Raw genomic sequence first — 23,439 nt, forward strand, 5'->3', positions numbered from 1 at the left:
TAGCGACAGGTTTTACTGACAGCACTTCTGAGATTATCGGGAATAACAACGTCAGGAACGCCGCCTAAAAATTCAAAGCAACGCGCATGACTCATTACCCAATCTTCAAGTTGCTGACTATACGTTGCTTCAACATAGGTATAATTTGATGCACCTAGCACAGCAACGAATATCTGAGCAGTGCGCTTTTCTTGTGTCGTCGGACAAGTAATGGTAATTGTGGGGCCACAATAATCCACAAACAGCTTTTCACCCCCTTTATGCTGCTGACGCATTGAGAGTCGCTGCGTACCTAACCATTGTTTATAAGCTCGGCAGAAGTGACTGTAGCTGTAATAAGGCTCACCCACTTTTTCAAGTAACTCATCAAATACGAGCTGTAATGTTAGGTGTTTATGTTGTTTTAAGTCTTTATTGATATTTAACCAGTCAGGCGTTGGGTGTCTTTTTTTACGCGTTGAGAAGCGCTTGAGTTTGGTGTTGAAAAATGTATTTTGCTGTTTATCCTCTGGTATTGGCCATTGATTTAAGCCTAACTCATTGGCCTTTTTAAGGTAATTAGCCACAGTACCAGGTGAAATATTTAAACTTCTGGCAATCTCTCGATGGGATAATTGTGCTGAGTACTTCAGCCGTAAAATGGAATGTAATTTACTCATAGATATAGGTCTTGTTGTCATTGTTGTTATCCTCATCAAACGATTCAGATAACGGTTTAACACACCTACAAAAATGATAAAACGTGAACTCGGTTACGAGTGGTATTAAGCTTTGATCGGCAAAATCATTAAGAGCATAAAAGTGATCATTTACAAGTGATTTTAGTGATCAAAGCTTAATGAGAATAAGCGATCAAAGTTAATGCAATTGGGTGATCAAAGCTGGAGAGAATATGCAACATAGAAGCTCCTATTTATAAGAAGCCTATTTGATCACACTTTGCCCTAAAAAGAAAAGTTCATGATCTTGCCCTGGGTGTTTGTAAATTTATATGATGTAGAGGTACTCTAAGCCATGATTAGCCTAGTGACAGATCTACTTACTTCTGAATTCATAATGTATGATCTTGTACAATTTATCCTATTTTCATACAGTTTAGGGCTCGAAGGTGGGATGGTTTACTCGTTTACTTCAGTATTCAAGCTTATATTCGTAACGCTGTCGATTTAAGTTCTGTAGGGTGGAATATTAAATGAGCAGGTAAATCAGCGGTCATTACGGGTAATTATCTACCCACTTAACAAGTTAATGAAATGTTAAACTTTAACTCATTAAAGTTATCAGCATTCCTATTGATGTAGATCATATAAGTTGTATGCAATTTAAGTAAGCTGTCGTTAGTGTTGTGATCGGTTTACAACGTGCATGCAAAATATTTTCGTCAACATCAATAGGAATGACTTATGAAAAATATTACTAGAGTACTGGCAGTTTTAACGCTTTCTTTGTTCTTTTTAGCCGGTTGTGCAAGCCAACTCTATCACAATTATATTATGAGTGGTCAGGTTGTATCAACAAAAGGAAGTGAATTGGTTGTGTGCGTAGCCGATACAACTAATTTGCAAAAGAATACTGTTTTTAGCGTTTATCGTGTTGTTTACGATGAGACTGTAACGGTAGAAGGTGAATCAGGTTACGCTAGAGAGTACATAGGGAAAGTGCGTTTAGGTAATACAAAAGACAAACATTTCGCTAATGCGACTATCTTAAGTGGCAAAATACAGCCCAGTGATATTATTGAATTTACTCCCAAATAATAAGCTAACTTACAATAGTGATAAAGTAAATTAAAACAGTCAAAAGAGCCGTATCGGCTTGATAGTTATTTAACAAGTGGAGCAAACTATTAGAAGCGTGGTAGCACCGATAAACCATTAGTATCTATTCTTTGAGATGCTTTGTCTTGTGATTCCACTGCTTCAGTGTATAGAAAGCAAGCAGATATTGCTTAAGTATTTGGGCAGTAGTGTTTAGTAAGGCTCACAGAATTTGGCTTGTGTTCATATTAGCCTTCTGTTTTCTTGCTCACATTTGAGATAACACAACACTCTTGAAGTCATAAACTTACCTTCTAAAGAATTGCTGCTCTTGTATAAATAATATTAATACTTTGCTTGTTAATAAAGTGGGCAAATAAGGCTTATTAAAATTGTATAAAGCTATTCGATTGAATCACTCTTTTAACATTGTTAATAGCTGTTGTTATTTTGTCAACACCAGTAAATAGTTAAAAAACCATTGAGCTATGAGCCACTCATAGGTTTATCTTGTGTTAATAAATCATCAATGCGGCGATTAACTAAAAATAAAAAGGGTAGACATGAAGGTTAGTGAGTTAGCAAAAACATTTGGTGTAAATAAAGACACAATTCGATATTACACACGGATAGGGTTGTTGCGCCCATTAAAATCAGTAGAAAACGGCTATAAATTTTATACTATAACTGAGCAAAATCGCTTCAAGTTCATATTGAGTGCACGTGATTTAGGTTTCTCGATTGAAGATATAAAACAAATATTATCAGAGTCTGACGTGGGTAAAGCACCTTGCCCAACAGTAAGAGTATTAATTGAAAAAAGACTACACGAAACTGAGCAAAGGTTTATAGAAATGACAAAGTTGAGAAATAGAATGCGTGCGGCTATGGTGACATGGAAGAACAGGCCTGATAAGGCGCCCAGTAACAATGTTATTTGTCATTTAATTGATAACTATCAGTTGCCTAAAAATGGAAAACAGAAATAGCAGAGTACTTAACTTTCGAAAAAAGAGGGTTTTATGAGTGATACAAACAATAACAGCAAGGCAAGTAAACACTCTTGCTGTCGAAGTAAAAGTGTAGCGGCCAGCAATAGTGAAATTAAAGATATCAAAAAAGAGTCGGAAAGAGCAATCGCTGGAAATGATGTGCTGACACAAGAGGTACACCATCTAATTGTTGAAGGTGCAAGTTGTGCTAGCTGCGTAAGTAAAATTGAAAAAGCATTGCGCGGTGTTGATGGTGTACAAACTGCTGAAATGAATTTTGCGCAGCGCAGCGTTATGGTTACTGGAAATGTAAATGATGCCAGTTTGATAAGCGCCATTGAAATTGCTGGGTACAACGCAAAAATTGACGCTAGTGAGTCAGATGAGGAAGCGTTAGACGAGAAAGAAAAGGCCGATTGGCAATATTATAAAAAGCTAATGCTAGACACGGTCATTGGCTTAACACTGGGCGTACCCTTAATGGTCTATGGCCTAATGATTGGCGAAATGACCGTTAATACCACAAGCGAGAGACTCGTATGGTTCACTGTCGGCCTCGCAACCCTTGGCGTTATGTATTTCTCAGGTAAGCATTTTTATGTTGGTGCGTGGAACTCGCTAAAAAACCATTCAGCGAATATGGATACCCTTATTGCATTAGGCACCGGCACCGCTTGGATATATTCAATGGTAGTGGTCTCGGTTCCTGAATTACTCCCGCAAATGGCACGCCATGTCTATTTTGAAGCAACGGCTATGATTATTGGCCTAATCAATCTTGGTTTAGCGCTAGAGGTCAAAGCGCGTGGAAAAACCTCTGACGCGATTAAAAGATTAATTGGCTTGCAAGCCAAAACAGCGAGAGTAATTCGAGATAATAAAGATATCGACATTCCTATAGAAAATGTCTTGCTTAATGATCTAATAAGAGTACGTCCAGGCGAAAAAATATCAGTCGATGGCATTGTAGAAGAAGGTCATACTGCTGTGGATGAATCGATGTTAACGGGCGAACCCATGCCGGTTGAAAAAAGCGATGGTGACAAGGTGGTCGCAGGAACCATCAATAAGTCTGGTTCAATAGTGTTTAAAGCAACGCGTGTTGGTAAAGATACTGCTCTAGCACAGATCATCAATATGGTGAAAAGAGCGCAAAACTCTAAACCACCGATAGGGCGTTTAGCAGATGCTATTTCAGCTTATTTTGTACCGGTAATCATGATTATTGCTGTCTTAAGTGCGCTGGCATGGTTGAACTTTGGACCGTCGCCAGCCTTGGTATTCGCGATTGTTTCGGCAACTACGGTATTAATTATTGCGTGCCCTTGCGCGTTGGGTTTAGCAACACCTATGTCGGTAATGGTGGGTGTAGGCAAAGCAGCAGAAGCTGGTGTATTGATTCGTAACGGTGAAGCGCTGCAAACAGCGTCAAAAATAACCACCATGATCCTAGATAAAACCGGCACTATTACTGAGGGTGCACCCAAGGTCACCGACGTACTGTTGGCTGATGGTCAGGCCCGAGACCATATACTAATGCTTGCAGCGAGTATTGAGGCTGGCTCAGAACATCCACTGGCAATGGCAATTGTCGAAAGCGCTAATGAGCAGGGTATTGAGCCTAAAAAAGTAAAGGGGTTCTCATCAATAGTCGGAAAAGGTGTAGAGGCTTCACTTGATGAAAACAAGCTATTGTTTGGTAATGAAAAGCTAATGAAAGAGCGAGGTATCAGTATAGGTGCGTTTGTAGATAAAGCGCAAGCGCTCGCCGAAGAGGCAAAAACACCTATGTATTTTGCGGTTAATAATGAGCTGGCCGCAATCATAGCAGTGGCAGATCCTATAAAAGCAGATTCTATTGAAGCTATCGCGAGGCTTCAAAAAAACGGTATTCGTATTGTGATGCTGACGGGTGATAACCGATTAACCGCGAAGGCTATCGCAGCCAAAGTCGGTATCAGTGAATATTTTGCTGAGGTAATGCCCGAGGATAAAGCCAACAAAGTCGCTCAATTGCAAGAAGAGGGTGAAATAGTCGGCATGACCGGTGATGGTATTAACGATGCACCTGCACTGGCGCTTGCCAATGTAGGCTTTGCAATTGGAACGGGCACAGATGTCGCGATTGAGAGTGCTGATATCACGCTTATGCGAGGTTCGTTACATGGCTTAGCTGATGCTATTGCTGTGAGCAAGGCAACTTTAACGAACATTAAACAGAATCTGTTTGGCGCATTTATATATAACGTTGCGGGCGTGCCCATAGCAGCTGGTGTGTTATATCCATTCTTTGGTTTGTTATTAAATCCAGTTATTGCAGGGGCTGCAATGGCTTTCTCTTCACTAACCGTGGTGACTAACGCAAATCGTCTTCGCTTCTTTAAAGCGAAAGACCATTAGGAGTATTAAATTATGCTGTGGATAAACTTAGTAGGGGTAGCACTTATAGCACTTATTGTATGGTGGTTTTGGATGTACAAATCGTCTGGTGTTGCTATGCAGAATGGTGCAATAGAGGTGTTAGTGAGGGAAGGTGTTTATCAACCATCAAATATAAAAGTACCGGCTAACGAAGAATCGACTATCACTTTTATAAGAACTGATGCATCACCGTGCTCTGAAACTTTACAAATTCCAGACTTAGACATTAATGCGACCTTGGGTTTGAATAAAAGAGTGAATGTAACGATCCCTGCTTCCAAACCCGGACGATACGCATTTCACTGTCAAATGAATATGTATGTAGGTGAGTTAATTATTGAATAAGTCGAGTGACGTTTATGCACTTACTTATATTTTCACTCGTAAAAAAAGAGCAAAAACGCTCAACATTAACAAAGGGGATAAATTATGGATGGGGTAATTTCATTTTTATTATTTGCAGGCTTTTTTTACTTGATGATGCGGTTTGGCTGCGGATCGCATATGGCTCATGGCCACCACAAAAACGCAACAACAGATAAGACAGAGTCAAATGTCGATCCAGTTTGCAACAAAATAGTTGAACTTGATAAAGGTTATGGAAAGTTGCATGAGGGCACACTTTACCGGTTTTGCTCTAAAAGCTGTCTTGATGAATTTGACCAAAATCCTGATAAATATTTAACCCAAACAAGCGACAAAGGAGCCTGAACGTGAACCACAAAATATCTTTAATGGCCTTTGGCCACGCAAGCAGTCTATTCATCAGCATTAGTTTTACGCTTTGTGTGGTGTTTGATCTGTTATTTCCGCAACACGCGATGTATGAAGTGTGGTTGAAGTTGTTGCCTGGTTTTGAATGGATAAGCTGGCAGAGTTTCTTTTTAGGGCTTGTTGAGAGTTATATGTATGGCTGGTTTATCACGCTTATCTGGGTGCCTCTATATAACTTCTTTGGAAGCAAGGCGAAATAATATGAGCGAACCAATAACACATTCAGGGATATGGGTACTAGCGGCGATCATGATTGTGCTTGTCTCATGGTATATGTATAAATATTTGGCTCCTTCATCTTGGCATGAATGGGCAGGGGCTGGGGTGGTACAAGCTTTTATTATTGCGTTATATGCGGAAATGTATGGATTCCCATTAACTATTTATTTACTTGCGCGTTTTGGTGGTCTCGACCGAACCGGACTCAGTGCCAATCTGTGGTCTTCTTTGATGGGGATGGGCGAAACAGGGATGATGATCTCAATGATTTTGGGCTACATCTTACTTTTCATTGGCATCGGCATCTTTTTTCAAGGCTGGCGTCAAGTACACCGAGCCAGACACGAAAATAAATTAGTGACTGATGGACTTTATGCCCTGGCACGACATCCACAATACACGGGGTTATTTATTGCATTGTTTGGTGAAGGCGTGGTGCATTGGCCAACACTTTTCTCTGTTGGATTGCTACCGATTATCATCTTTATCTATTACCGACTATCCAAACGGGAAGAATTAGCGGTAATAAAAGAATTTGGTGAGGAATATATCGAATATCAAAAACGAGTACCGATGTTTATCCCTCGCGTATCGCAATGGAAGTCTTTTATCGCTCAATCGAAATAAATACGAAAGTGGAGATTGAAGCGCCATGTCACTAGCCTCAGTCACTATCGATGTACACATTTTATAAAGGAGTAATGCTGCTTCTTTGTAATTTAACAATTCAACCGATCTAAAGACATCGTTGGTTTTTACTCTGGCAATGGCTAAAAATTCGATTTGACAGGCGCGTCCTTGAAAGAGACTTGCGCCCATCAATTTAGTTGTGCCAGCGCATCGACATAGTAATAGCAAAGTCGCTGAAATAGGTACTTAAATAATTTATTAGGAGATTTCCATGGCACAAGAACTACAAAAATTGCCGGATATAAAAGTTTCACCTAAAACTATCACTTTGGGCGTTATCACCGCGATCCTACTTTATATTGGATTCAGCAGTTACTACACAGTGTCTGCCGAATCTGTTGGCGTGTTGCAGCGCTTTGGTCACTATCATCGGATTCTTGACCCGGGACTTCATTGGAAAATTCCGTTTGGTGTAGACACAGTAATACAAGTGCCTATCAAGCGTCAGTTGAAAGAAGAGTTTGGTTTTGGAACACCCGGAGCTACCTTTGTGAATCAAGTGGCATCTAAGCAACAATGGAATTTAGAAACTACGATTGTCACAGGCGATTTGAACACTGCACAAGTGGAGTGGGTGATTCAGTTTCGAATTGAGAACGCCTTCGACTTTTTATTTAAAGTGCGAGATCCAGGTGAAGCACTACGGGATATTTCGGAGTCGGTTATGCGCGAAGTTGTCGGGGATCGTACAGTGGACGAAGTATTGACCGTTGGACGCCAAGAAATAGAAACTAATGCGCAAATTCAAATGCAGGAGGTCGTTAATTTATATGAAATGGGATTGCGCATTGACCAAGTGCAACTTAAAAACGTTAATCCACCCGACCCGGTTCAATCATCTTTCGATGAAGTGAATGAGGCTCAACAGGAACGAGAAAGAATGATCAATGTTGCCCATGGGGAGTACAACAAAGCCGTACCACGGGCAAGAGGTAAAGCGGATCAAAATATCCAAGCAGCACAAGGTTATGCCATTCAAAGAGTGAATCAAGCCCAAGGCGATGCTTCCAAATTTAATGCTTTACTTACCGAATATGTCAAGGCCCCCGAAGTCACCGAACGCCGCTTGTACTTAGAAACGATGGCGGAAGTGCTGCCACAGGTTAAACAAAAAATCGTTCTGGATGTGAGGGCTGGAAACGTACTGCCATTGCTTAATCTAAATCGTCAACAAGGAATCCAATAATGAAAAAGCTACTGATTACTTTAGCAGTGTCAATTTTTCTAGGGATCATCGTATTGGTTCAATCCCTCTACAAGATCGATGAAACAGAACAAGTCATCATCACACAGTTTGGCAAGCCTATTGGCGAAGTCATTTCAGATTCAGGGTTAAAGCTAAAAGTACCGTTTATTCAAACCGTCAATCGAATTGAAAAGCGCATCTTACTTTGGGATGGTGCGGCCAACGATATGCCTACTAAAGATAAGCTCTATATTACTGTCGATACATTCGGGCGATGGAGAATAAAAGATCCGTTACAATATTTTTTACGACTTCGAGATGAACGCAGCGCACTTTCTAGGTTGGAAGACATTCTTGGCAGTGAAACACGCAACGCCGTTGCCAAACACGAACTCATTGAAATCATCCGCACTACAAAAGATCGAAAACCAGCGGTAGATCCTTTATTAGAAAATGCAAATATCAGCACGCTTCTTCCAATTACCCGTGGCCGTCGTCAAGTCGAACAGGATATTTATGCGGCAGCATCTAATAAACTCTTGGAATTTGGCATAGAGCTTTTGGATATTCGATTTAAACGGATCAATTATAACGAAAGTGTTCGCCAGAAAATCTATCAACGCATGATCAGTGAGCGACAACAAATTGCTGAACGTTTTCGTTCGGAGGGGGCGGGTGAGGCCAATAAAATAATTGGTAATATGGAAAAAGATCTGCGGGAAATCGAGTCTGTAGCATATAAAACTATTCAAACAATTCAAGGTGATGCAGACGCTAAGGCAACTGAAATTTATGCTAATTCATATAATAAGTCCAAAGAATCACGTTCGCTGTATAATTTCGTAAAAACCCTAAAAACGTACCAGACTATTATTGATAAAAATACCACCCTTGTGCTGACGACCGACAGTGCGCTTTACAAACTCCTAAGTGATGGAAAAACGGTTGTCGAAGAATGAAGCATCATCTCATTATATTTTCTGAACCTTTGATAGAGAAAGTGATATGCATGAAACTGAAGCATTTGAATGGATCTTGTATAAATGAGGGGAACGTTATATGACGGATAATATATCAAGTCTTTCAATTACGGCTACTATATCTTCTGGACCTGATTCGATTGAGCTACTTAACTCTGAATGTTTTTGCCTTAGCCTGGATACCAAAGCTTTAAAACAAGCATTGGAGTCTGAAATTGGTCAACCTGGCCTATTTGATTTGATTCAGCAGCGTTGTCCTTATTTGTTCGCTACACGTCCTGTATTTGTCTCTCAGGCAAATATGGCACGCATGGAGCAAGTTGTTCATGCTATCGAGTTAGTTGTGGCATTGCCGGCCTATCGCAAAGAAATCTTAGGTGATTCAACGCACATTGCGAGCCATAATCCAGGTGGCGCTAAGGGCGTATTTTTCGGTTACGACTTTCATGTCACTGAAGGCGGCTTTGGACTGATCGAGATTAACACCAATGCGGGTGGAGCCATGCTCAACGCAGTATTGGCAAGGGCGCATCGGGCATGCTGTCCGGCAATAGAAAAAATTGTGTCAGCGCAAAACAAGTCCAACGTCCTTGAAGACGAAATAGTAGCGATGTTCCGTCAAGAGTGGTCTCTATCAGGTCATGAACGAGCGTTACGTAGCATAGCCATAGTCGATGAGAATCCGACACAGCAGTATCTATATCCAGAACTTCTGTTGTTTCAGCAACTGTTTCAAAGACACGGATTAGGGGTCGTGATTGCAGACCCGTGTGAGTTCACTTTGCATAAAGGTGTGCTTAAACACGGCAATATGAATATCGACTTGGTATACAACAGACTGACAGATTTTACCCTTAGTGAGCCTGCCAGCGCTACGTTGCGTGAGGCTTATTTGCAAAACATTATAGTGCTCACGCCCAACCCGCAGTCGCACGCCCTGTTTGCGGACAAGCGTAACCTTGTGTTGCTTAGTGATCCAATACGGCTACAGGCATTAGGGGTGCCAAAGGCCACACAAGATATTTTGCTTGCTGCGATCCCCCACACTGAGATTGTGCTATCCGAAAACGCTGAGCGCCTTTGGCGCAAGCGCCGAGGGCTTTTTTTCAAGCCTTTCGCTGGGTTTGGCGGTCGCGCTGCCTACCGTGGCGACAAGTTAACAAAGCGTGTCTGGAAGGAAATCCTCACAGGTGGTTATATAGCACAAGCTTTGGTGGTACCCGGTAGTCGGGTTGTTTCGGATCACGAACCGGCACAAGTTCTCAAATTCGATTTGCGCAACTACACCTATGACGACAAGGTGCAATGGGTCGCTGCACGTTTGTATCAAGGCCAGACTACAAATTTCCGTACCCTAGGTGGCGGTTTTGCACCGGTCTACGAAGGGCCAATTGACCCTGGTGAAATAATTTGTTCAACCTCATCCGAATCGGACAATGAATTCTTCCATATTGCTGGTCACAGCAATATCGGTTGCCATGAAGCGGTTGTGCAACATGAAACCCGATTGTTTTTAATTGAAGAAAACACAGTAAAGTCACTCAAACATGATTCCTACCTTGAACTCGTTCGCGGCAAGTCTACTGCGCCAGAGTTTGCCGGTCGTCGTTTCATGTTAGTCGACTGGTATTTACGACTTGCATGTGGCCAACCGGAAATCGTTGTTAATGAAACTTGTAGTTGGTTGGTATTCGATGCCGAAGGGAGGCTGGACTTTAACGCAGCCCATGAAATTGATGCTGAAACAGCGCCAACAGAAACCCATTGTACGCAATTAAAGGAATTGGTGTTTGGTGCAATAGCGGTAAGTAACAGCAAATAAATAACCAATAGGAGGCTCACTATGCTCATTCGGAAGATTACTTAATTATATAATTTGAGCCGATGGGGTTTGTAAAACTAATTCAGTAAACATTTTAATTCAATTACCAATAGGGGGTTCGACATATGGATCATCATCATAAACACAACGAACAGGGCAAAGAGTCAATCTCTCTTACTAGTGCAGTTGCGATGGGAACTGGCGTTATGATTGGTGCCGGTATTTTTGCACTAACAGGTCAAGTAGCCGAATTAGCTGGGCCTTTCTTTCCATTTGCTTTTATTGTCGGCGCTATAATTACTGGATTCAGCGCTTACAGTTATATAAAAATGTCCAATGCATGGCCATCATCGGGTGGCATTGCAATGATTTTGCAAAAGTCGTATGGCACTGGTGCCATTGCCGCAGGCGCGGCTTTATTGATGGCAATATCCATGGTTATTGCAGAAAGCCTCGTTGCTAGAACGTTTGCTTCATACGTGTTGCGACCTTTCGATATCACCGGTGGTCCATTGGTCCCCATCATATCTGTTGGCGTCATACTTTTTGCATTTGCCGTCAATATGGCTGGAAATCGTTCGGTTGGTTTTCTGTCGGCAATCATGGCGGTCATTAAGATTGGTGGTATTTCACTGTTTGCCATAGCCGCATTATGGTCAAGTGGGTTTCAATTCTCGGCCAATGTTGATTCTGTATCTACGTTTAGTTTGACTGGCTTTATTGCGTCAGTCGCGCTCACCATTCTAGCCTTCAAAGGCTTTACAACCATCACTAATAGTGGGTCGGAAATCACTAACCCTCATCGAAATATAGGTTTGGCTATCATTATTTCTATAGCACTGTGTGCTGTCGTTTATGTGCTTGTCACATTTGCTGTTGGCTCTAGCCTTTCCATTGAAGAAATCATCTCAGCAAAAGATTACTCGTTAGCTGAAGCAGCCGAGCCAGCCCTCGGTCGCACTGGATTTTATTTAACAATCGTCCTTGCTGCTGTGGCGACATTGTCCGGCGTATTGGCGAGTGTTTTTGCAGTATCGCGCATGTTGGCCATGATGACAGATATGAAAATGATCCCACACAGCCATTTTGGGATGTCAGGCTCTATTCGTAAACACACACTTGTATATGCTGTGGTGATTGCGTCGTTACTTGCCGTATTTTTTGATATCGGAAGGATTGCTTCTCTTGGCGCTTTTTTATACATCGTAATGGACATGATCATTCAATGGGGTGTTTATCGCTATATGCGAAAGGAAATAAGTGCTTCGTCACCGATAATTTTGATGGCGTTGACTTTCGATGCGATTATTCTAACGGCTCTTACAATGTACAAAATAAACACAGATCCGCTCATCGTTGTGTATTCAGCGGTTGCTATTGTTAGCATATTTTCATACGAGCGCTTTTACTTGTCTAAATGGTACGGTAAAGGCCCAAATGAAACATCTGAGTAATCAGAGCCATAATCAAATAATTAGCGAAGATAAATACGATTAAACTGAGGAATAACACTATGCAAGTTGAAACCATTAGAGACGTACTTAATTGGACTGTTTCATTTCATAAAAACTTAAAGGACTGCTTAAAACACTGTTCTGAACAAAATAAAGATGAGCGGGCACAAATGACCCTTCACTACTTGTCTGGTCACGAAGCGAGTTTAGAGCGCATTGTAAAAGGGTTTGTAAATACTGCTGATAAAAAAGCATTGAACACTTGGTGTTATGACTATATCGGAAAGTACCCCATTATTGAGCATGGTCATTGCGACTCACCCTTTAAAGAATTAGATATGACGCACATTATGGAAAAGACAGTAAACCATCACGAACAAGTTATTGAGTTATACACTCACCTTTATTCTCGCGTCAATATAGACAGTGCCAAAGAGTTGCTCAATACAATAAAAGATGTTGAGGAAAATGAAATTAAACGAATGGTACAAGCGGTTAATCGGTTCTCAGACATGTAATTGACAGTGTAGCTGGTAATGCTCATTGAGTAAGGGACTTTGTTGCTACTGATTAGACGATAACTATAGAAACTAATCAATGGCATTTAATGGTCTGCGTTTATCAAAAACAATACAGATCTGTTGATCAGTTTTAAGTATAAATTAACAGCATATGTATTAGATATTATAAAAATTTACACTTTTTCAAAAAAATGGATAATTAGTATGAGCAAATTTGAGCATAAAGTTGGGGTATCAGAGGTGAATTTAGTGGTTCGTTATTTAAAGCTCACTAATGTAGATGGAACTAAAGTAGATGCGATTCTTCATGATATTGATACTACTTTTGGCGTTAATAAAGTGTCATTTGAGTATGAGAAGCAAACTCTACACGTCAGCTATGATGCAACACATTGCAGCTTACAGAGCATTAAAAATACAATAAAAATAAATGGAGCAGATATTTCGTATGATTGGTGGACTAACTTTAAAGAAGGCTATTATGAGTTCGTAGATAAAAATATTAGAGAAAATGCTAAGCACAAGCCATGGAGTTGCCATGCATCGCCACCGGGTAGTGCAAAAAGTAAAAAATCACGAGACAAAAAAAATTAGTGTGTATAATCAATCGGAGCCAACGGAAAAACGTATATAGCATAATAGATGTTTTAGTTGGTTTCGTAAGTTTAGTTATATGTTTAGAAGAGGGTGTTCAGGGTTCTGTGTCAGCTTAAATGGTAGTGTTTAGAAATCTGTGTCATTTCAGTATTATTAAGAAAACAGGAGTGACACATGACTCAATCTTTCGATTTCAACAAAGCATTAGCTGAACTTCAAGCTGGTAAAGGTCTTACTGGCGAAGACGGTGTTCTAACACCCTTAATCAAACAACTCACCGAAGCGGCTCTTAAAGCCGAATTAGAGCAGCATCTACAATCTGAGACGCAAGTTAACCGTAAAAATGGTTCAACCAAAAAAACAGTTAAGTCATCCATAGGCCAATTCGAACTTGAAACGCCCAGAGACCGTTCAGGGTCGTTTGAACCTCAGCTAGTTAAAAAAAAACAAACAAAGTTAACGCCTGAAATTGAGTAAGCGTATAGCTAACGACACCTAGCCTTTCTTAATGTTCCAAGGTAACAGCGGCTCAAGGTTATCAGGTTGCTCAGCTAGGTGCTGTAAGCAAGTAGAAATATAGTCATGCACCACAAGGTTATTTGCCTTCGCAGTTTCAACAAGGCTATAAAGTACCGCACTGGCATGTGCACCCTTGCTGGTATGTGAGAACAACCAGTTTTTTCGCCCTATCACGAAGGGTTTTATGGCTCGCTCTGCGCGGTTGTTATCTATTTTAAGTCTGCCATCATCAAGGTACCGCCGGAATTTTTCAAATTGATTTATCGCGTAGTTAATGGCTTTACCTAGCGCCATTTTGGGCGGGATTTTATCTTTGTGTTTGAGCAGCCATTGGTATAACTCGTCAACAATGGGTTTGGCTTTTTGTTGTCTAACAGTGTACTTCTCTGTGGCTGGTTTATCTTTGATGGCTTGCTCAATACCGTAGAGCTTGCCAATGAGGTTGAGCGCCACATCCGCTTTGCCTGTTTTCTTATTATTGCCTTTCGCTTCGATGAATTTACGACGCATATGAGCAAGGCATGCAACCAGTGTTGCCTGAGTTTGCTCATAAGCCTTGTAGCCATCAACGTGCATATAGCCTTGGTAACCATCAAGAAAATCAACCGCACATTGGCCCGCACGGCTGTTATGATAATCGAACAGGACAATATTAGTGCTTTTACCCGGTTTATCATCACCACAACAATACAGCCACATATAGCTTGTCGCTTTATCTGCGTTAATGACGTTTAACGGGGTTTCATCGCCATGGATAACTGCTTGCGATAACAACACCTCTTTTAAGCGTTGATACAGGGGGGACAACAATTGTGCACAACGTAGCATCCAGCTCGACATGGTTTGTCTGCTTAATTCTATACCAATATCGCCTAACATTGTTTCTTGGCGATAAAGCGGTAAGCCAAACTGGTATTTACACGTGATTATTTGACTCAGCAAGCTGGCCGTTGCGATACTTTTTGGAATGGGTGATGCGGGCATCGGGGCGGATTTCACCACACAATCAATGCCTTCTTGCTCACAGTGACGGCATGTATATTTCGGGCGAATCGTTTTAATCACTTTGATATGTGCTGGCACAAACTCTAATGCTTCACTGCTGCTTTCACTCATTTTATGTAAGGTGCTTTGACAGCAATCACATACTTTTTCATCCTCATCGAGGTCAACAATCACGTCTACTCGTGGTAATTGCGCCGGCAGTGGGCGGCGTTTCGGTTTGGCTTTTTCTTTCTTTACTGAGGGCGATGTGGCCAATTGCGCTTTATCATACTCATCAAGCGTTTCTTCTGCTTCATTGAATACTTCACCCGCCCCCGGCATTTTTTCTGATTTCTTAGCGTACTCTTTGGCAAGTTTCGCATTATAAGCTTGCAGCAATTCGTGAATTTGCGCATCCTTTTTAGCTAACTCTTCATCTTTTTTAGCGACGACATGTTGCAACTCAAGCAGCATGCGCTTGAGTTGTTCTGGGTCATCAGGAAGTGAGTGTGCATCAAGTTTCATCCCTGCAACTTAACAAAGTTTTATGCACTTTTCTCGTTTGCAGGGCAAATAAAAACGGATGTGTGGCAATGATCGTTTACTGTTAATTAGATCATAGATTGATACTGCAATTCTTCATGGCCAAGCACATCATATCCCGACAACAACCAATCCAGTTGCCCAGAGCTGAGTTCAAATTCTTGCAAAGTGGCTTTATTTGGCCATTTGAACTTTTGTTTTTCGAGTCGCTTATACCACAAAGCAAACCCTGTTTTATCCCAGTACACTAATTTGAGTTTATCTTTCGCTTTGTTGCAAAACAAAAATAGCGCGCCAGTGTAGGCATCACGTTCAAGCTCGCCTTCAACGATGGCGACCAGACCATCAATCGATTTTCGAAAATCCACCGCATCGCGGTGTAAATAAATACGCTCGGGTTCAACAAACATTTTCATCAGGCAAACTCGCGTAACAATTGGCTGAGGTAAGTTGCAGGCGTTGTTGATGGCAAGCTGACTTTTACTTTGCCAACAGTGAGGGTTATCGGCTGTTGCGGCTTGATAACGTCAGGTTGTTTAGTGATTTTGGCGCGAACAAAATTGCCAGGTAATGCTTTTAGCTTGTTTTTTGCGGCATAAAAAGTTGTTTTTGATAAAGTATTTTGCTGACAATACTCAGTGATAGTTAAATCACTCGATTGTTGCGCTTCTATAATACTACGCCATTGCTCAAGGCTACGTGTTTTTCTCATAGCTATCTCTTAATTGAAATTCGGAAATAGCTTAATCGTTTTGACGAGTTACTTGCAGGCGCACTTGGCTAGACGCTTACCTTTTTACTGCGTAACGCATCGATAGCAAATACTATTTATTAAGTGAGTATATTTATCCATGCTCATACTTGCTCAACTGGATTAAGCTATGGCAAATATGGAGGTAAGAGTATCATTGGCAGGTTTTACATATCTATCAATATGGGTGACTAGCAATGGCCACTGGGTGCTGTCCGGATGGCATAGCATCTGTGGTAATTAGCAAGTGTTGCCGTATTATATCCTTAGTGAGGTGGGAGCTATAATTGCCTCAGTTTTACCTACGACAAGCAATTTATCGGGTTTAGTGGCCTGCACTAATTAATATTTAATGGGTTGCTGGAATTAACTCCCAGTTATTATCACGCTTAACAGTTAGTAAATTTTTGGAAATGATTTGAGCTAAAATGATAGCGCAAACTAAAAACCCAATATGAGCTGGGTTTTTAATTAATTTAATGCGCTAGGAGCTACTTATTAGCTTCGTTAAATTATCTATGTAGTTCGCCGACTCTTTCAGGTTGGTAGGTTACTTCTTTTATTTTTACTTTTATTAAACCTCCACCAGGCTTAGGCCATTCAATTTCATCTCCTTGTGATAGCCCAAGTAAAGCGCCGCCTATAGGGGCTAAAATTGATATTTTTTGGCCGCTAGCGTCAAGATCTTTCGGGTAGACAAGAGTTAAATTAAATTCTTCTTTTGAAGATTCTACAACAAAATTTACCGTCGAATTCATAGTAACTATTGTTGCTGGTACGTCTTTAGGATCAACTATAGTTGCTCGTCCTAATTCTGCTTCAAGTTCTTTTTCACCCGCAAAACTGTTTGCTGGCAATGATTCGATTAAATCATATAGTCTATCTGCATCTAATGATGAGATGATTATTTCAGGTCTTTTATTCAACTCAATATCCTTAATAATGTTTATGTAAATAAAACTTACTCTGAGTATGATTCGGCATAAGCTTAATTGCACTAGAATACGTTGAAGTAATTTTTATTTGCAACTCAATAATCAACTATCTTAAGCAATAGTACTTAAGTGACTAAGAGTATAGTTAGTTTTTTATTTTTTCTATAACATTAAAAACCCAGCCGAGGCTGGGTTTTTTTAACCGGGAGGTTTAGGTGGGGTTTACATCATGCCGCCCATTCCACCCATACCGCCCATGCCACCCATATCAGGAGCGCTATCATCTTTAGGGATTTCAGCTACCATAGCTTCGGTAGTGATCATTAGACCCGCAATAGACCCTGCAAATTGTAGTGCAGAGCGTGTTACTTTAGTTGGATCTAGGATACCCATTTCAATCATGTCATTGTATTCGCCAGTAGCAGCATTGTAACCAAAGTTACCTGAACCTGCTTTAACTGCGTTAATTACAACTGAAGCTTCGTCACCTGCGTTTGTTACGATTTGACGAAGTGGCGCTTCCATTGCACGAAGTGCAACTTTAATACCGTGGTTTTGATCTTCGTTGTCGCCAACTAAATCAACCAGCTTACTTGCTGCACGAACTAGTGCAACGCCGCCGCCAGGTACTACACCTTCTTCAACCGCTGCACGAGTTGCATTTAATGCATCTTCAACGCGGTCTTTTTTCTCTTTCATTTCCATTTCAGTCGCAGCACCAACTTTGATTACTGCAACACCGCCAGCTAGTTTAGCCATGCGCTCTTGTAGTTTTTCTTTATCGTAGTCTGATGTTGCTTCTTCGATTTGTGCTTTAATTTGTGAAACACGGCCGTTAATACCTGCTTCTTCGCCAGCACCATCAATGATAGTTGTATCATCTTTAGTGATAATTACGCGCTTAGCTGTACCTAGGTCTTCAACTGTTGCTTTTTCAAGCTCAAGGCCGATTTCTTCTGAAATCACAGTACCGCCAGTTAATACAGCGATATCTTGTAGCATTGCTTTACGACGGTCGCCAAAACCAGGAGCTTTCACTGCTGATACTTTAACAATACCGCGCATGTTATTAACTACTAATGTAGCTAATGCTTCGCCTTCAAGGTCTTCTGCGATGATTAGTAGTGGCTTGCTTGCTTTAGCAACTGCTTCTAATGTTGGTAATAATTCGCGAATGTTAGATATTTTTTTATCTACAAGTAGAATAAATGGGTTATCTAGTTCAACAGTACCTTTTTCTGGGCTGTTAATAAAGTAAGGAGATAGGTAACCACGGTCAAACTGCATGCCTTCAACAACATCGAGTTCATTTTCTAGTGATTGACCTTCTTCTACAGTAATAACACCACTGTTACGGCCTACTTTTTCCATTGCTTGTGCAATGATGTCGCCAATCTCTTTATCAGAGTTAGCTGAAATAGTACCTACTTGTGCAATTGCTTTAGTGTCAGAGCATGGAACAGATAACGCTTTAAGCTCTGCAACAGCAGCAATTACTGCTTTGTCGATGCCGCGCTTAAGGTCCATTGGGTTCATGCCTGCTGCAACAGCTTTAAGGCCTTCGTTTACAATAGACTGTGCAAGTACTGTAGCGGTAGTTGTACCATCGCCGGCTGCATCGTTAGCTTTAGATGCAACTTCTTTAACCATTTGTGCGCCCATGTTTTCAAACTTGTCTTCAAGTTCGATTTCTTTTGCTACAGATACACCATCTTTAGTGATAACTGGAGAGCCAAATGATTTATCTAGTACAACGTTACGGCCTTTAGGACCTAATGTAACTTTTACTGCGTTTGCCAGGATGTTTACGCCAGTTAGCATTTTAGCGCGTGCGTCACCTGCAAAAAGTACTTCTTTTGCTGCCATGTTTTAAATTCCTCTAAATTCTTAAATGTTTATAAACGAAAAGTAGGTTTAGCCTACAATGCCTAAAATATTATCTTCACGCATGATCAGGTACTCTTGACCTTCGATCTTTTCAACTTTCTCAACATATGAGCCAAATAACACAGTGTCACCGGCTTTAACTTCTAATGCTCTAACATCACCGCTTTCTAAAATGCGACCATTACCAACGGCAACAACTTCTCCGCGGGTTGATTTTTCAGCTGCAGAGCCAGTTAATACAATACCGCCAGCAGATTTTGTTTCTTCTTCTAGACGCTTAACGATCACGCGATCATGTAAAGGACGAATATTCATTTATTTAGTTCTCCTAACAGTTTCTGCGAAGGGCAGAAAAAAGCTTATATTGGTTGCATTCAATAATGGGGGTGTTACGCCAAAATCCAAGCGTAAAATTAAAAAAATTAATCTTTTCGTTCAAACTCACCATCTATGATGGTCGGTTTGTTCACTTGATGAGGATCTGCCTCAGTTTGACTGTGCTGGGTAAATGGTGAACCACCTTGTTGCATACCTGCACTCATACGTACAGTAGCTTGGCTAGCAAGGCCGGCTGCCAGTTTGTTGCGAATTACTGGCGTTAATAATAGTAGCCCAAAAACGTCGGTCATAATGCCAGGCGTTAACAATAATACGCCAGCTATAATAACGCATATACCAGTAAATAATTCTTTCGCAGGCATTTGCCCTTCGGCCATTTGAGTTTGTGCTTTTTGTAGCGCGCTCATACCTTGTTGTTTTACCATTTTTGCGCCTAAAATCGCGGTAATAATTACTAGCGCAATTGTCGAAAAACCACCTATTACCTCGCTTACTTGTATAAGTAAGGCGATTTCAATAATAGGAATAATGATAAACAACACAAATAAAAATCTAAACATAAAGCTCTCTAAATAATGAAACTCAAAAGAGTTGATGAAATATAAGTGAGGGTGGAGCGGTCTAATTTCAAGGATACAGTAAGCGCTATTACTATTTTTTTGCAGTTATAGCACCTACACATTACATACGCTATCAGATACTATGCTTACAGACATTATTAAACACATAAAGGTTCATTATGGCGGCGCAATTTAAACTTATTTTTACTACCTGCAAAGATGAAAATGAAGCAAGAGAGCTGGCAAAAGCATTAGTTGAGAGAAAACTGGCTGCATGTGTGAATATTCTACCAAAGGTAGCTTCTATTTATATATGGGAAGGTGAAGTAGTTGAGGCAACCGAAGCTAAACTATTGATCAAAACAAAGTTAGATAAAATGAACGATGTATTTTTAACTATTAAAGCATTACACAGCTACGAAGTGCCAGAGATCCAGGTTGTTGATGTGGCAACGGGTAACCTAGCTTATTTTAATTGGATGGATGAGGTACTTAATTAATGCGTTTTTTCTTTTTGTTACTGGTTGCATTATTAGCGGCTCCAGCTAAGGCTAATAATATACTTGGTGATTTACTTGCACCTCCACAACAAACCTTTTTACAAGTAGACCAAGCATTTGTATTTGATTTTGATCAGCAAGATAATACTTTATTTATAGGCTGGGATATTGCACCTGAATACTACTTATATAAAAATAAAATAGAGATTATTGCCAAAGGCGCGAATATAGAAGTAGGCGACTTAGGTAATGGAGAAGTTATCGAAGATGAGTTCTTTGGTAAAACAGAAGTTTTTTTTAATGCACTTAGTATTGTTAGTAAGCTCAGTAATGTAACTGAGGGAGCAGTAGTAAAAGTGCGTTACCAAGGTTGTGCTGAAGCTGGGTTATGTTACCCACCTGAAGTTATTAGTATTCCGCTAAACAAAATTGCCGGTGAACAGCTGCAAAATGCTGATGATGCTACGCACAGTGCAACCTCTGTAAACGCATTTACAGTATTAAGTCAGGCTAATACGCCGACAAGCAATGCGCCTAAAAAAGATCTGACCTTTACCGAGCAGTTAGCAAGCCAAGGGCTAATTACTAATTTACTGATATTTTTTGTTGTTGGTGTTGGCCTGGCTTTTACACCGTGTGTATTTCCAATGTTTCCAATTTTGTCGAGCTTAATTGCTGGGCAAAAAAATCTCTCAACTAAAAAAGCCTTCGCGTTATCATTTGTATATATTCAAGGTATGGCAGTGACCTACGCGGCATTAGGTTTGGTTGTGGCCGCACTTGGCGGGCAAGTTCAAGGTTATTTGCAGCACCCTTATGTACTTATTAGCTTTAGTTTATTGTTTGTATTATTAGCAATGTCGATGTTTGGTTGGTACGAAATAAAGCTACCAAGTGGCATGATGAACAAGTTAACCCAAGTAAGTAATAACCAAAAAGGTGGCAACTACGTTGGTGTGTTTTTAATGGGCGTATTATCGGGCTTGATTGCCTCGCCTTGCACCACCGCACCTTTGTCAGCGGCGCTATTGTTTGTAGCACAAAGTGGCGACTATTTAGTGGGGGGATTAACGCTTTATGTACTGAGTTTAGGGATGGGACTGCCATTATTGTTACTCGGTACATCGGGCGGAAAACTATTGCCTAAAGCCGGTGGCTGGATGGAACAAGTTAAAACCCTATTTGGCTTTATTATGCTAGTTGTGCCACTTATATTACTTGAGCGCCTTTTAGATGCCGATGTTATTTTATTAATGGCGGGAGTATTGGCCTTGGCAACCGCGCTTTACTTGCATCACTGGCAAAGTAGCCAAACACAAGGAAAATTAAAAACAGCACTGTGGTTTGCTGCAACGTTACTCGTTGTTAGTGGCTTTAACTTAACTAAAAATTATTTTTGGCCAGTACACATGCAAACAATGCAAGTAAGTGCGCAAAGTAATGAGTTTAAGCAAGTAGCCAATTTAACTGAGTTAAAAGCAGCCGTTGCTCACGCTAATGAGCAAGGCCGACTGGTTATGGTCGACTTATATGCTGATTGGTGTATTGCGTGTAAAGAATTTGAGCATTACACCTTTCCCGATGCAAAAGTGCAAAATGAGTTTAGTCACTTTGAGCTTATTCAAGTCGATTTAACCGACAGCGATAACAAAACAATCGAACTAATGGAAGAATATACGGTGTTTGGTTTACCGAGTATTTTGTTTTTTAATACCCAAGGAGAGGAGCTAAGTGCACAGCGTGTTACCGGCTTTTTGAATGCTGAAGATTTTGCTCAGCACCTATCTACAGTACGCGCCAGCGTAAAGTAGCAATATAATAGCCCCCCATAATTTAAAGGTGGGGCTATTACTACTGCCTCAACACTTGTACCCAATACAGAGATAAGACCAGTATTTTGCTGTTATTTACGTCGAAATCACTATAATAGTTGGTTAACGTGAGAAATTGTTGTTATCTTATTTTTTATACTCACATTTTTGTAAAAAATTAGCTAACGACTGCTTAACTCATTACTTATAGGATATATCGCGTATTATGGCTGCAAAATTCAAGCTTTTAGTTATAAATGGCCCAAATTTAAATATGCTAGGTAAACGTGAGCCAGATAAATACGGTTCACGTACGCTAAGCGAAATTATGAGCGAACTAACATGTGCCGCTGATAGTTTAAATGTTGAGTTAACGCACTTCCAAAGTAATAGTGAGCAAGCACTGATAGAGCGTATTCACGATACTTGGCAAGCGATTGATTACATAATTATTAATCCTGCTGCATTTACGCATACGAGCGTCGCATTACGTGATGCATTGTTAAGTGTTGATATTCCGTTTTTTGAAGTGCATTTAAGCAACGTGCACGCACGTGAAGCGTTTCGCCATCATTCGTATTTTTCTGATGTGGCGCAAGGCGTAATATGTGGATTAGGTGCAATGGGTTATCACGCAGCGCTTGAAGCTGCAGTAAACCAATTGCAAAACTCAAATTAATTTTAAACACACAAACTAATAGGCGGGCCGTTTATGGATATTCGCAAGATCAAAAAACTTATTGAATTAGTAGAAGAGTCAGGTATTGCTGAGCTAGAAATCACTGAAGGTGAAGAGTCAGTACGTATAAATCGTAATAACATGAGTGCAGGCCCAGGCTATGCTCAGTTTGCGCCACAGCAATATGCACCAGCACCAGTTGCCGCTCCAGTTGCTGCAGCTCCTGCAGCAGTTGAAGCCGCTGCTCCAGCAGCCTCTACAGGTCATCAAGTTAAATCACCTATGGTTGGCTCATTCTACGCTGCAGCTTCACCAGAAGCGCCAGCATACGTAGAAGTTGGTTCTCAAGTTAAAGTTGGCGATACATTATGTATCATCGAAGCAATGAAAATGATGAACCAAATTGAGTCAGACAAAGCTGGTACAGTAAAAGCTATTTTAGCTGAAAATGGCGAGCCAATAGAATTTGATCAACCTTTATTCATCATTGAATAATAGCGCAACCTAAAAGGCCAACT

25 protein-coding genes and 1 pseudogene are annotated in these 23,439 nt (G+C 40.7%); 18 read left to right on the plus strand and 8 right to left on the minus strand.

All coding sequences use genetic code 11. The annotated features are described in order from the left end of the window. A partial coding sequence (istA, locus tag AAEY55_RS08935) for an IS21 family transposase (RefSeq protein WP_350550919.1) occupies positions 1–680 on the minus strand: 680 nt, incomplete at its 3' end. A gap of 723 nt (positions 681–1,403) precedes the next feature. Between istA and AAEY55_RS08940 the strand changes: the two genes are divergently transcribed. The 14 genes and pseudogenes from AAEY55_RS08940 to AAEY55_RS09005 form a co-directional block, all read left to right on the plus strand. Further along, a complete protein-coding gene (locus tag AAEY55_RS08940; RefSeq protein ID WP_197182554.1) occupies positions 1,404–1,757 on the plus strand; it encodes a hypothetical protein in 354 nt (117 codons plus the stop codon). A gap of 563 nt (positions 1,758–2,320) precedes the next feature. Then, positions 2,321–2,746, plus strand: a complete 426-nt coding sequence (locus AAEY55_RS08945; protein WP_350545584.1) for a MerR family transcriptional regulator — start codon at positions 2,321–2,323, stop codon at positions 2,744–2,746. Between the two features lie 33 nt (positions 2,747–2,779). Next, positions 2,780–5,149 (plus strand): heavy metal translocating P-type ATPase, encoded by a 2,370-nt coding sequence (locus AAEY55_RS08950; RefSeq protein ID WP_350550922.1) that lies wholly within the window; start codon positions 2,780–2,782, stop codon positions 5,147–5,149. Between the two features lie 12 nt (positions 5,150–5,161). After that, entirely contained in the window at positions 5,162–5,515 is a 354-nt protein-coding gene (locus AAEY55_RS08955) for a cupredoxin domain-containing protein (RefSeq protein ID WP_350545580.1), read from the plus strand. A gap of 84 nt (positions 5,516–5,599) precedes the next feature. Further along, positions 5,600–5,881: a YHS domain-containing protein gene (locus tag AAEY55_RS08960; RefSeq protein ID WP_197182558.1), complete on the plus strand. Its 282-nt coding sequence runs from the start codon at positions 5,600–5,602 to the stop codon at positions 5,879–5,881. A gap of 2 nt (positions 5,882–5,883) precedes the next feature. After that, the gene (locus AAEY55_RS08965) at positions 5,884–6,144 is read left to right on the plus strand and encodes a DUF5676 family membrane protein (protein ID WP_197182621.1); all 261 of its coding nucleotides are present in this window, start codon (positions 5,884–5,886) and stop codon (positions 6,142–6,144) included. A 1-nt stretch (position 6,145) separates the two neighbouring features. Further along, positions 6,146–6,790, plus strand: a complete 645-nt coding sequence (locus AAEY55_RS08970) for an isoprenylcysteine carboxylmethyltransferase family protein (protein ID WP_350545578.1) — start codon at positions 6,146–6,148, stop codon at positions 6,788–6,790. A gap of 274 nt (positions 6,791–7,064) precedes the next feature. Further along, positions 7,065–8,039, plus strand: a complete 975-nt coding sequence (gene hflK / locus AAEY55_RS08975) for an FtsH protease activity modulator HflK (protein WP_350545575.1) — start codon at positions 7,065–7,067, stop codon at positions 8,037–8,039. Then, positions 8,039–8,998 (plus strand): protease modulator HflC, encoded by a 960-nt coding sequence (hflC, locus tag AAEY55_RS08980; protein ID WP_350545573.1) that lies wholly within the window; start codon positions 8,039–8,041, stop codon positions 8,996–8,998. The genes hflK and hflC overlap by 1 nt, the downstream gene beginning before the upstream one ends. A gap of 100 nt (positions 8,999–9,098) precedes the next feature. Further along, on the plus strand, positions 9,099–10,841 hold the full coding sequence (locus tag AAEY55_RS08985) for a hypothetical protein (RefSeq protein ID WP_350550925.1): 1,743 nt from the start codon (positions 9,099–9,101) through the stop codon (positions 10,839–10,841). Between the two features lie 125 nt (positions 10,842–10,966). After that, complete coding sequence (locus AAEY55_RS08990) at positions 10,967–12,295, plus strand: APC family permease (RefSeq protein ID WP_350545568.1); 1,329 nt, start codon at positions 10,967–10,969, stop codon at positions 12,293–12,295. 59 nt (positions 12,296–12,354) lie between these two features. Then, positions 12,355–12,813, plus strand: coding sequence for an ATPase (locus AAEY55_RS08995; protein WP_350545565.1), 459 nt, complete (start codon positions 12,355–12,357; stop codon positions 12,811–12,813). A gap of 207 nt (positions 12,814–13,020) precedes the next feature. Next, positions 13,021–13,410 carry a cation transporter gene (locus AAEY55_RS09000; RefSeq protein ID WP_350545563.1) on the plus strand — a complete coding sequence of 130 codons (390 nt, stop codon included), beginning with the start codon at positions 13,021–13,023 and terminating at the stop codon, positions 13,408–13,410. Between the two features lie 177 nt (positions 13,411–13,587). Beyond that, positions 13,588–13,887: pseudogene (locus AAEY55_RS09005) on the plus strand (transposase); the annotation flags it as partial. A 21-nt stretch (positions 13,888–13,908) separates the two neighbouring features. Here AAEY55_RS09005 and tnpC read toward each other — a convergent pair. The 7 genes from tnpC to AAEY55_RS09040 form a co-directional block, all read right to left on the minus strand. Continuing rightward, on the minus strand, positions 13,909–15,441 hold the full coding sequence (gene tnpC / locus AAEY55_RS09010) for an IS66 family transposase (RefSeq protein ID WP_350545560.1): 1,533 nt from the start codon (positions 15,439–15,441) through the stop codon (positions 13,909–13,911). Positions 15,442–15,527: 86 nt separating this feature from the next. After that, a complete protein-coding gene (tnpB, locus tag AAEY55_RS09015) occupies positions 15,528–15,875 on the minus strand; it encodes an IS66 family insertion sequence element accessory protein TnpB (protein ID WP_024591199.1) in 348 nt (115 codons plus the stop codon). Then, the gene (gene tnpA / locus AAEY55_RS09020) at positions 15,875–16,171 is read right to left on the minus strand and encodes an IS66 family insertion sequence element accessory protein TnpA (protein WP_350550928.1); all 297 of its coding nucleotides are present in this window, start codon (positions 16,169–16,171) and stop codon (positions 15,875–15,877) included. The genes tnpB and tnpA overlap by 1 nt, the downstream gene beginning before the upstream one ends. Before the next feature lie 551 nt (positions 16,172–16,722). Beyond that, the gene (gene rnk / locus AAEY55_RS09025; RefSeq protein WP_041454318.1) at positions 16,723–17,136 is read right to left on the minus strand and encodes a nucleoside diphosphate kinase regulator; all 414 of its coding nucleotides are present in this window, start codon (positions 17,134–17,136) and stop codon (positions 16,723–16,725) included. A 231-nt stretch (positions 17,137–17,367) separates the two neighbouring features. Beyond that, a complete protein-coding gene (groL, locus tag AAEY55_RS09030) occupies positions 17,368–19,011 on the minus strand; it encodes a chaperonin GroEL (protein ID WP_011326972.1) in 1,644 nt (547 codons plus the stop codon). Between the two features lie 48 nt (positions 19,012–19,059). Next, complete coding sequence (locus tag AAEY55_RS09035) at positions 19,060–19,347, minus strand: co-chaperone GroES (RefSeq protein WP_011326973.1); 288 nt, start codon at positions 19,345–19,347, stop codon at positions 19,060–19,062. Between the two features lie 107 nt (positions 19,348–19,454). Continuing rightward, positions 19,455–19,931, minus strand: coding sequence for an FxsA family protein (locus AAEY55_RS09040; RefSeq protein ID WP_011326974.1), 477 nt, complete (start codon positions 19,929–19,931; stop codon positions 19,455–19,457). A gap of 179 nt (positions 19,932–20,110) precedes the next feature. Here AAEY55_RS09040 and cutA point away from each other — a divergent pair, with 179 nt between their 5' ends. The 4 genes from cutA to accB all read left to right on the plus strand — a co-directional run bounded on the left by cutA (position 20,111) and on the right by accB (position 23,416). Next, complete coding sequence (gene cutA / locus AAEY55_RS09045) at positions 20,111–20,431, plus strand: divalent-cation tolerance protein CutA (protein WP_011326975.1); 321 nt, start codon at positions 20,111–20,113, stop codon at positions 20,429–20,431. Continuing rightward, on the plus strand, positions 20,431–22,242 hold the full coding sequence (locus tag AAEY55_RS09050; protein ID WP_350550931.1) for a protein-disulfide reductase DsbD: 1,812 nt from the start codon (positions 20,431–20,433) through the stop codon (positions 22,240–22,242). Before cutA ends, AAEY55_RS09050 begins: the two co-directional genes overlap by 1 nt. 226 nt (positions 22,243–22,468) lie before the next feature. Beyond that, positions 22,469–22,921 (plus strand): type II 3-dehydroquinate dehydratase, encoded by a 453-nt coding sequence (aroQ, locus tag AAEY55_RS09055; protein WP_011326977.1) that lies wholly within the window; start codon positions 22,469–22,471, stop codon positions 22,919–22,921. A 33-nt stretch (positions 22,922–22,954) separates the two neighbouring features. Next, on the plus strand, positions 22,955–23,416 hold the full coding sequence (gene accB, locus AAEY55_RS09060) for an acetyl-CoA carboxylase biotin carboxyl carrier protein (RefSeq protein WP_197108859.1): 462 nt from the start codon (positions 22,955–22,957) through the stop codon (positions 23,414–23,416). Positions 23,417–23,439 lie beyond the last annotated feature (23 nt).

This window comes from Pseudoalteromonas sp. 120-MNA-CIBAN-0494, from assembly GCF_040308885.1.
Taxonomy (GTDB): Bacteria; Pseudomonadota; Gammaproteobacteria; order Enterobacterales; family Alteromonadaceae; genus Pseudoalteromonas; species Pseudoalteromonas nigrifaciens.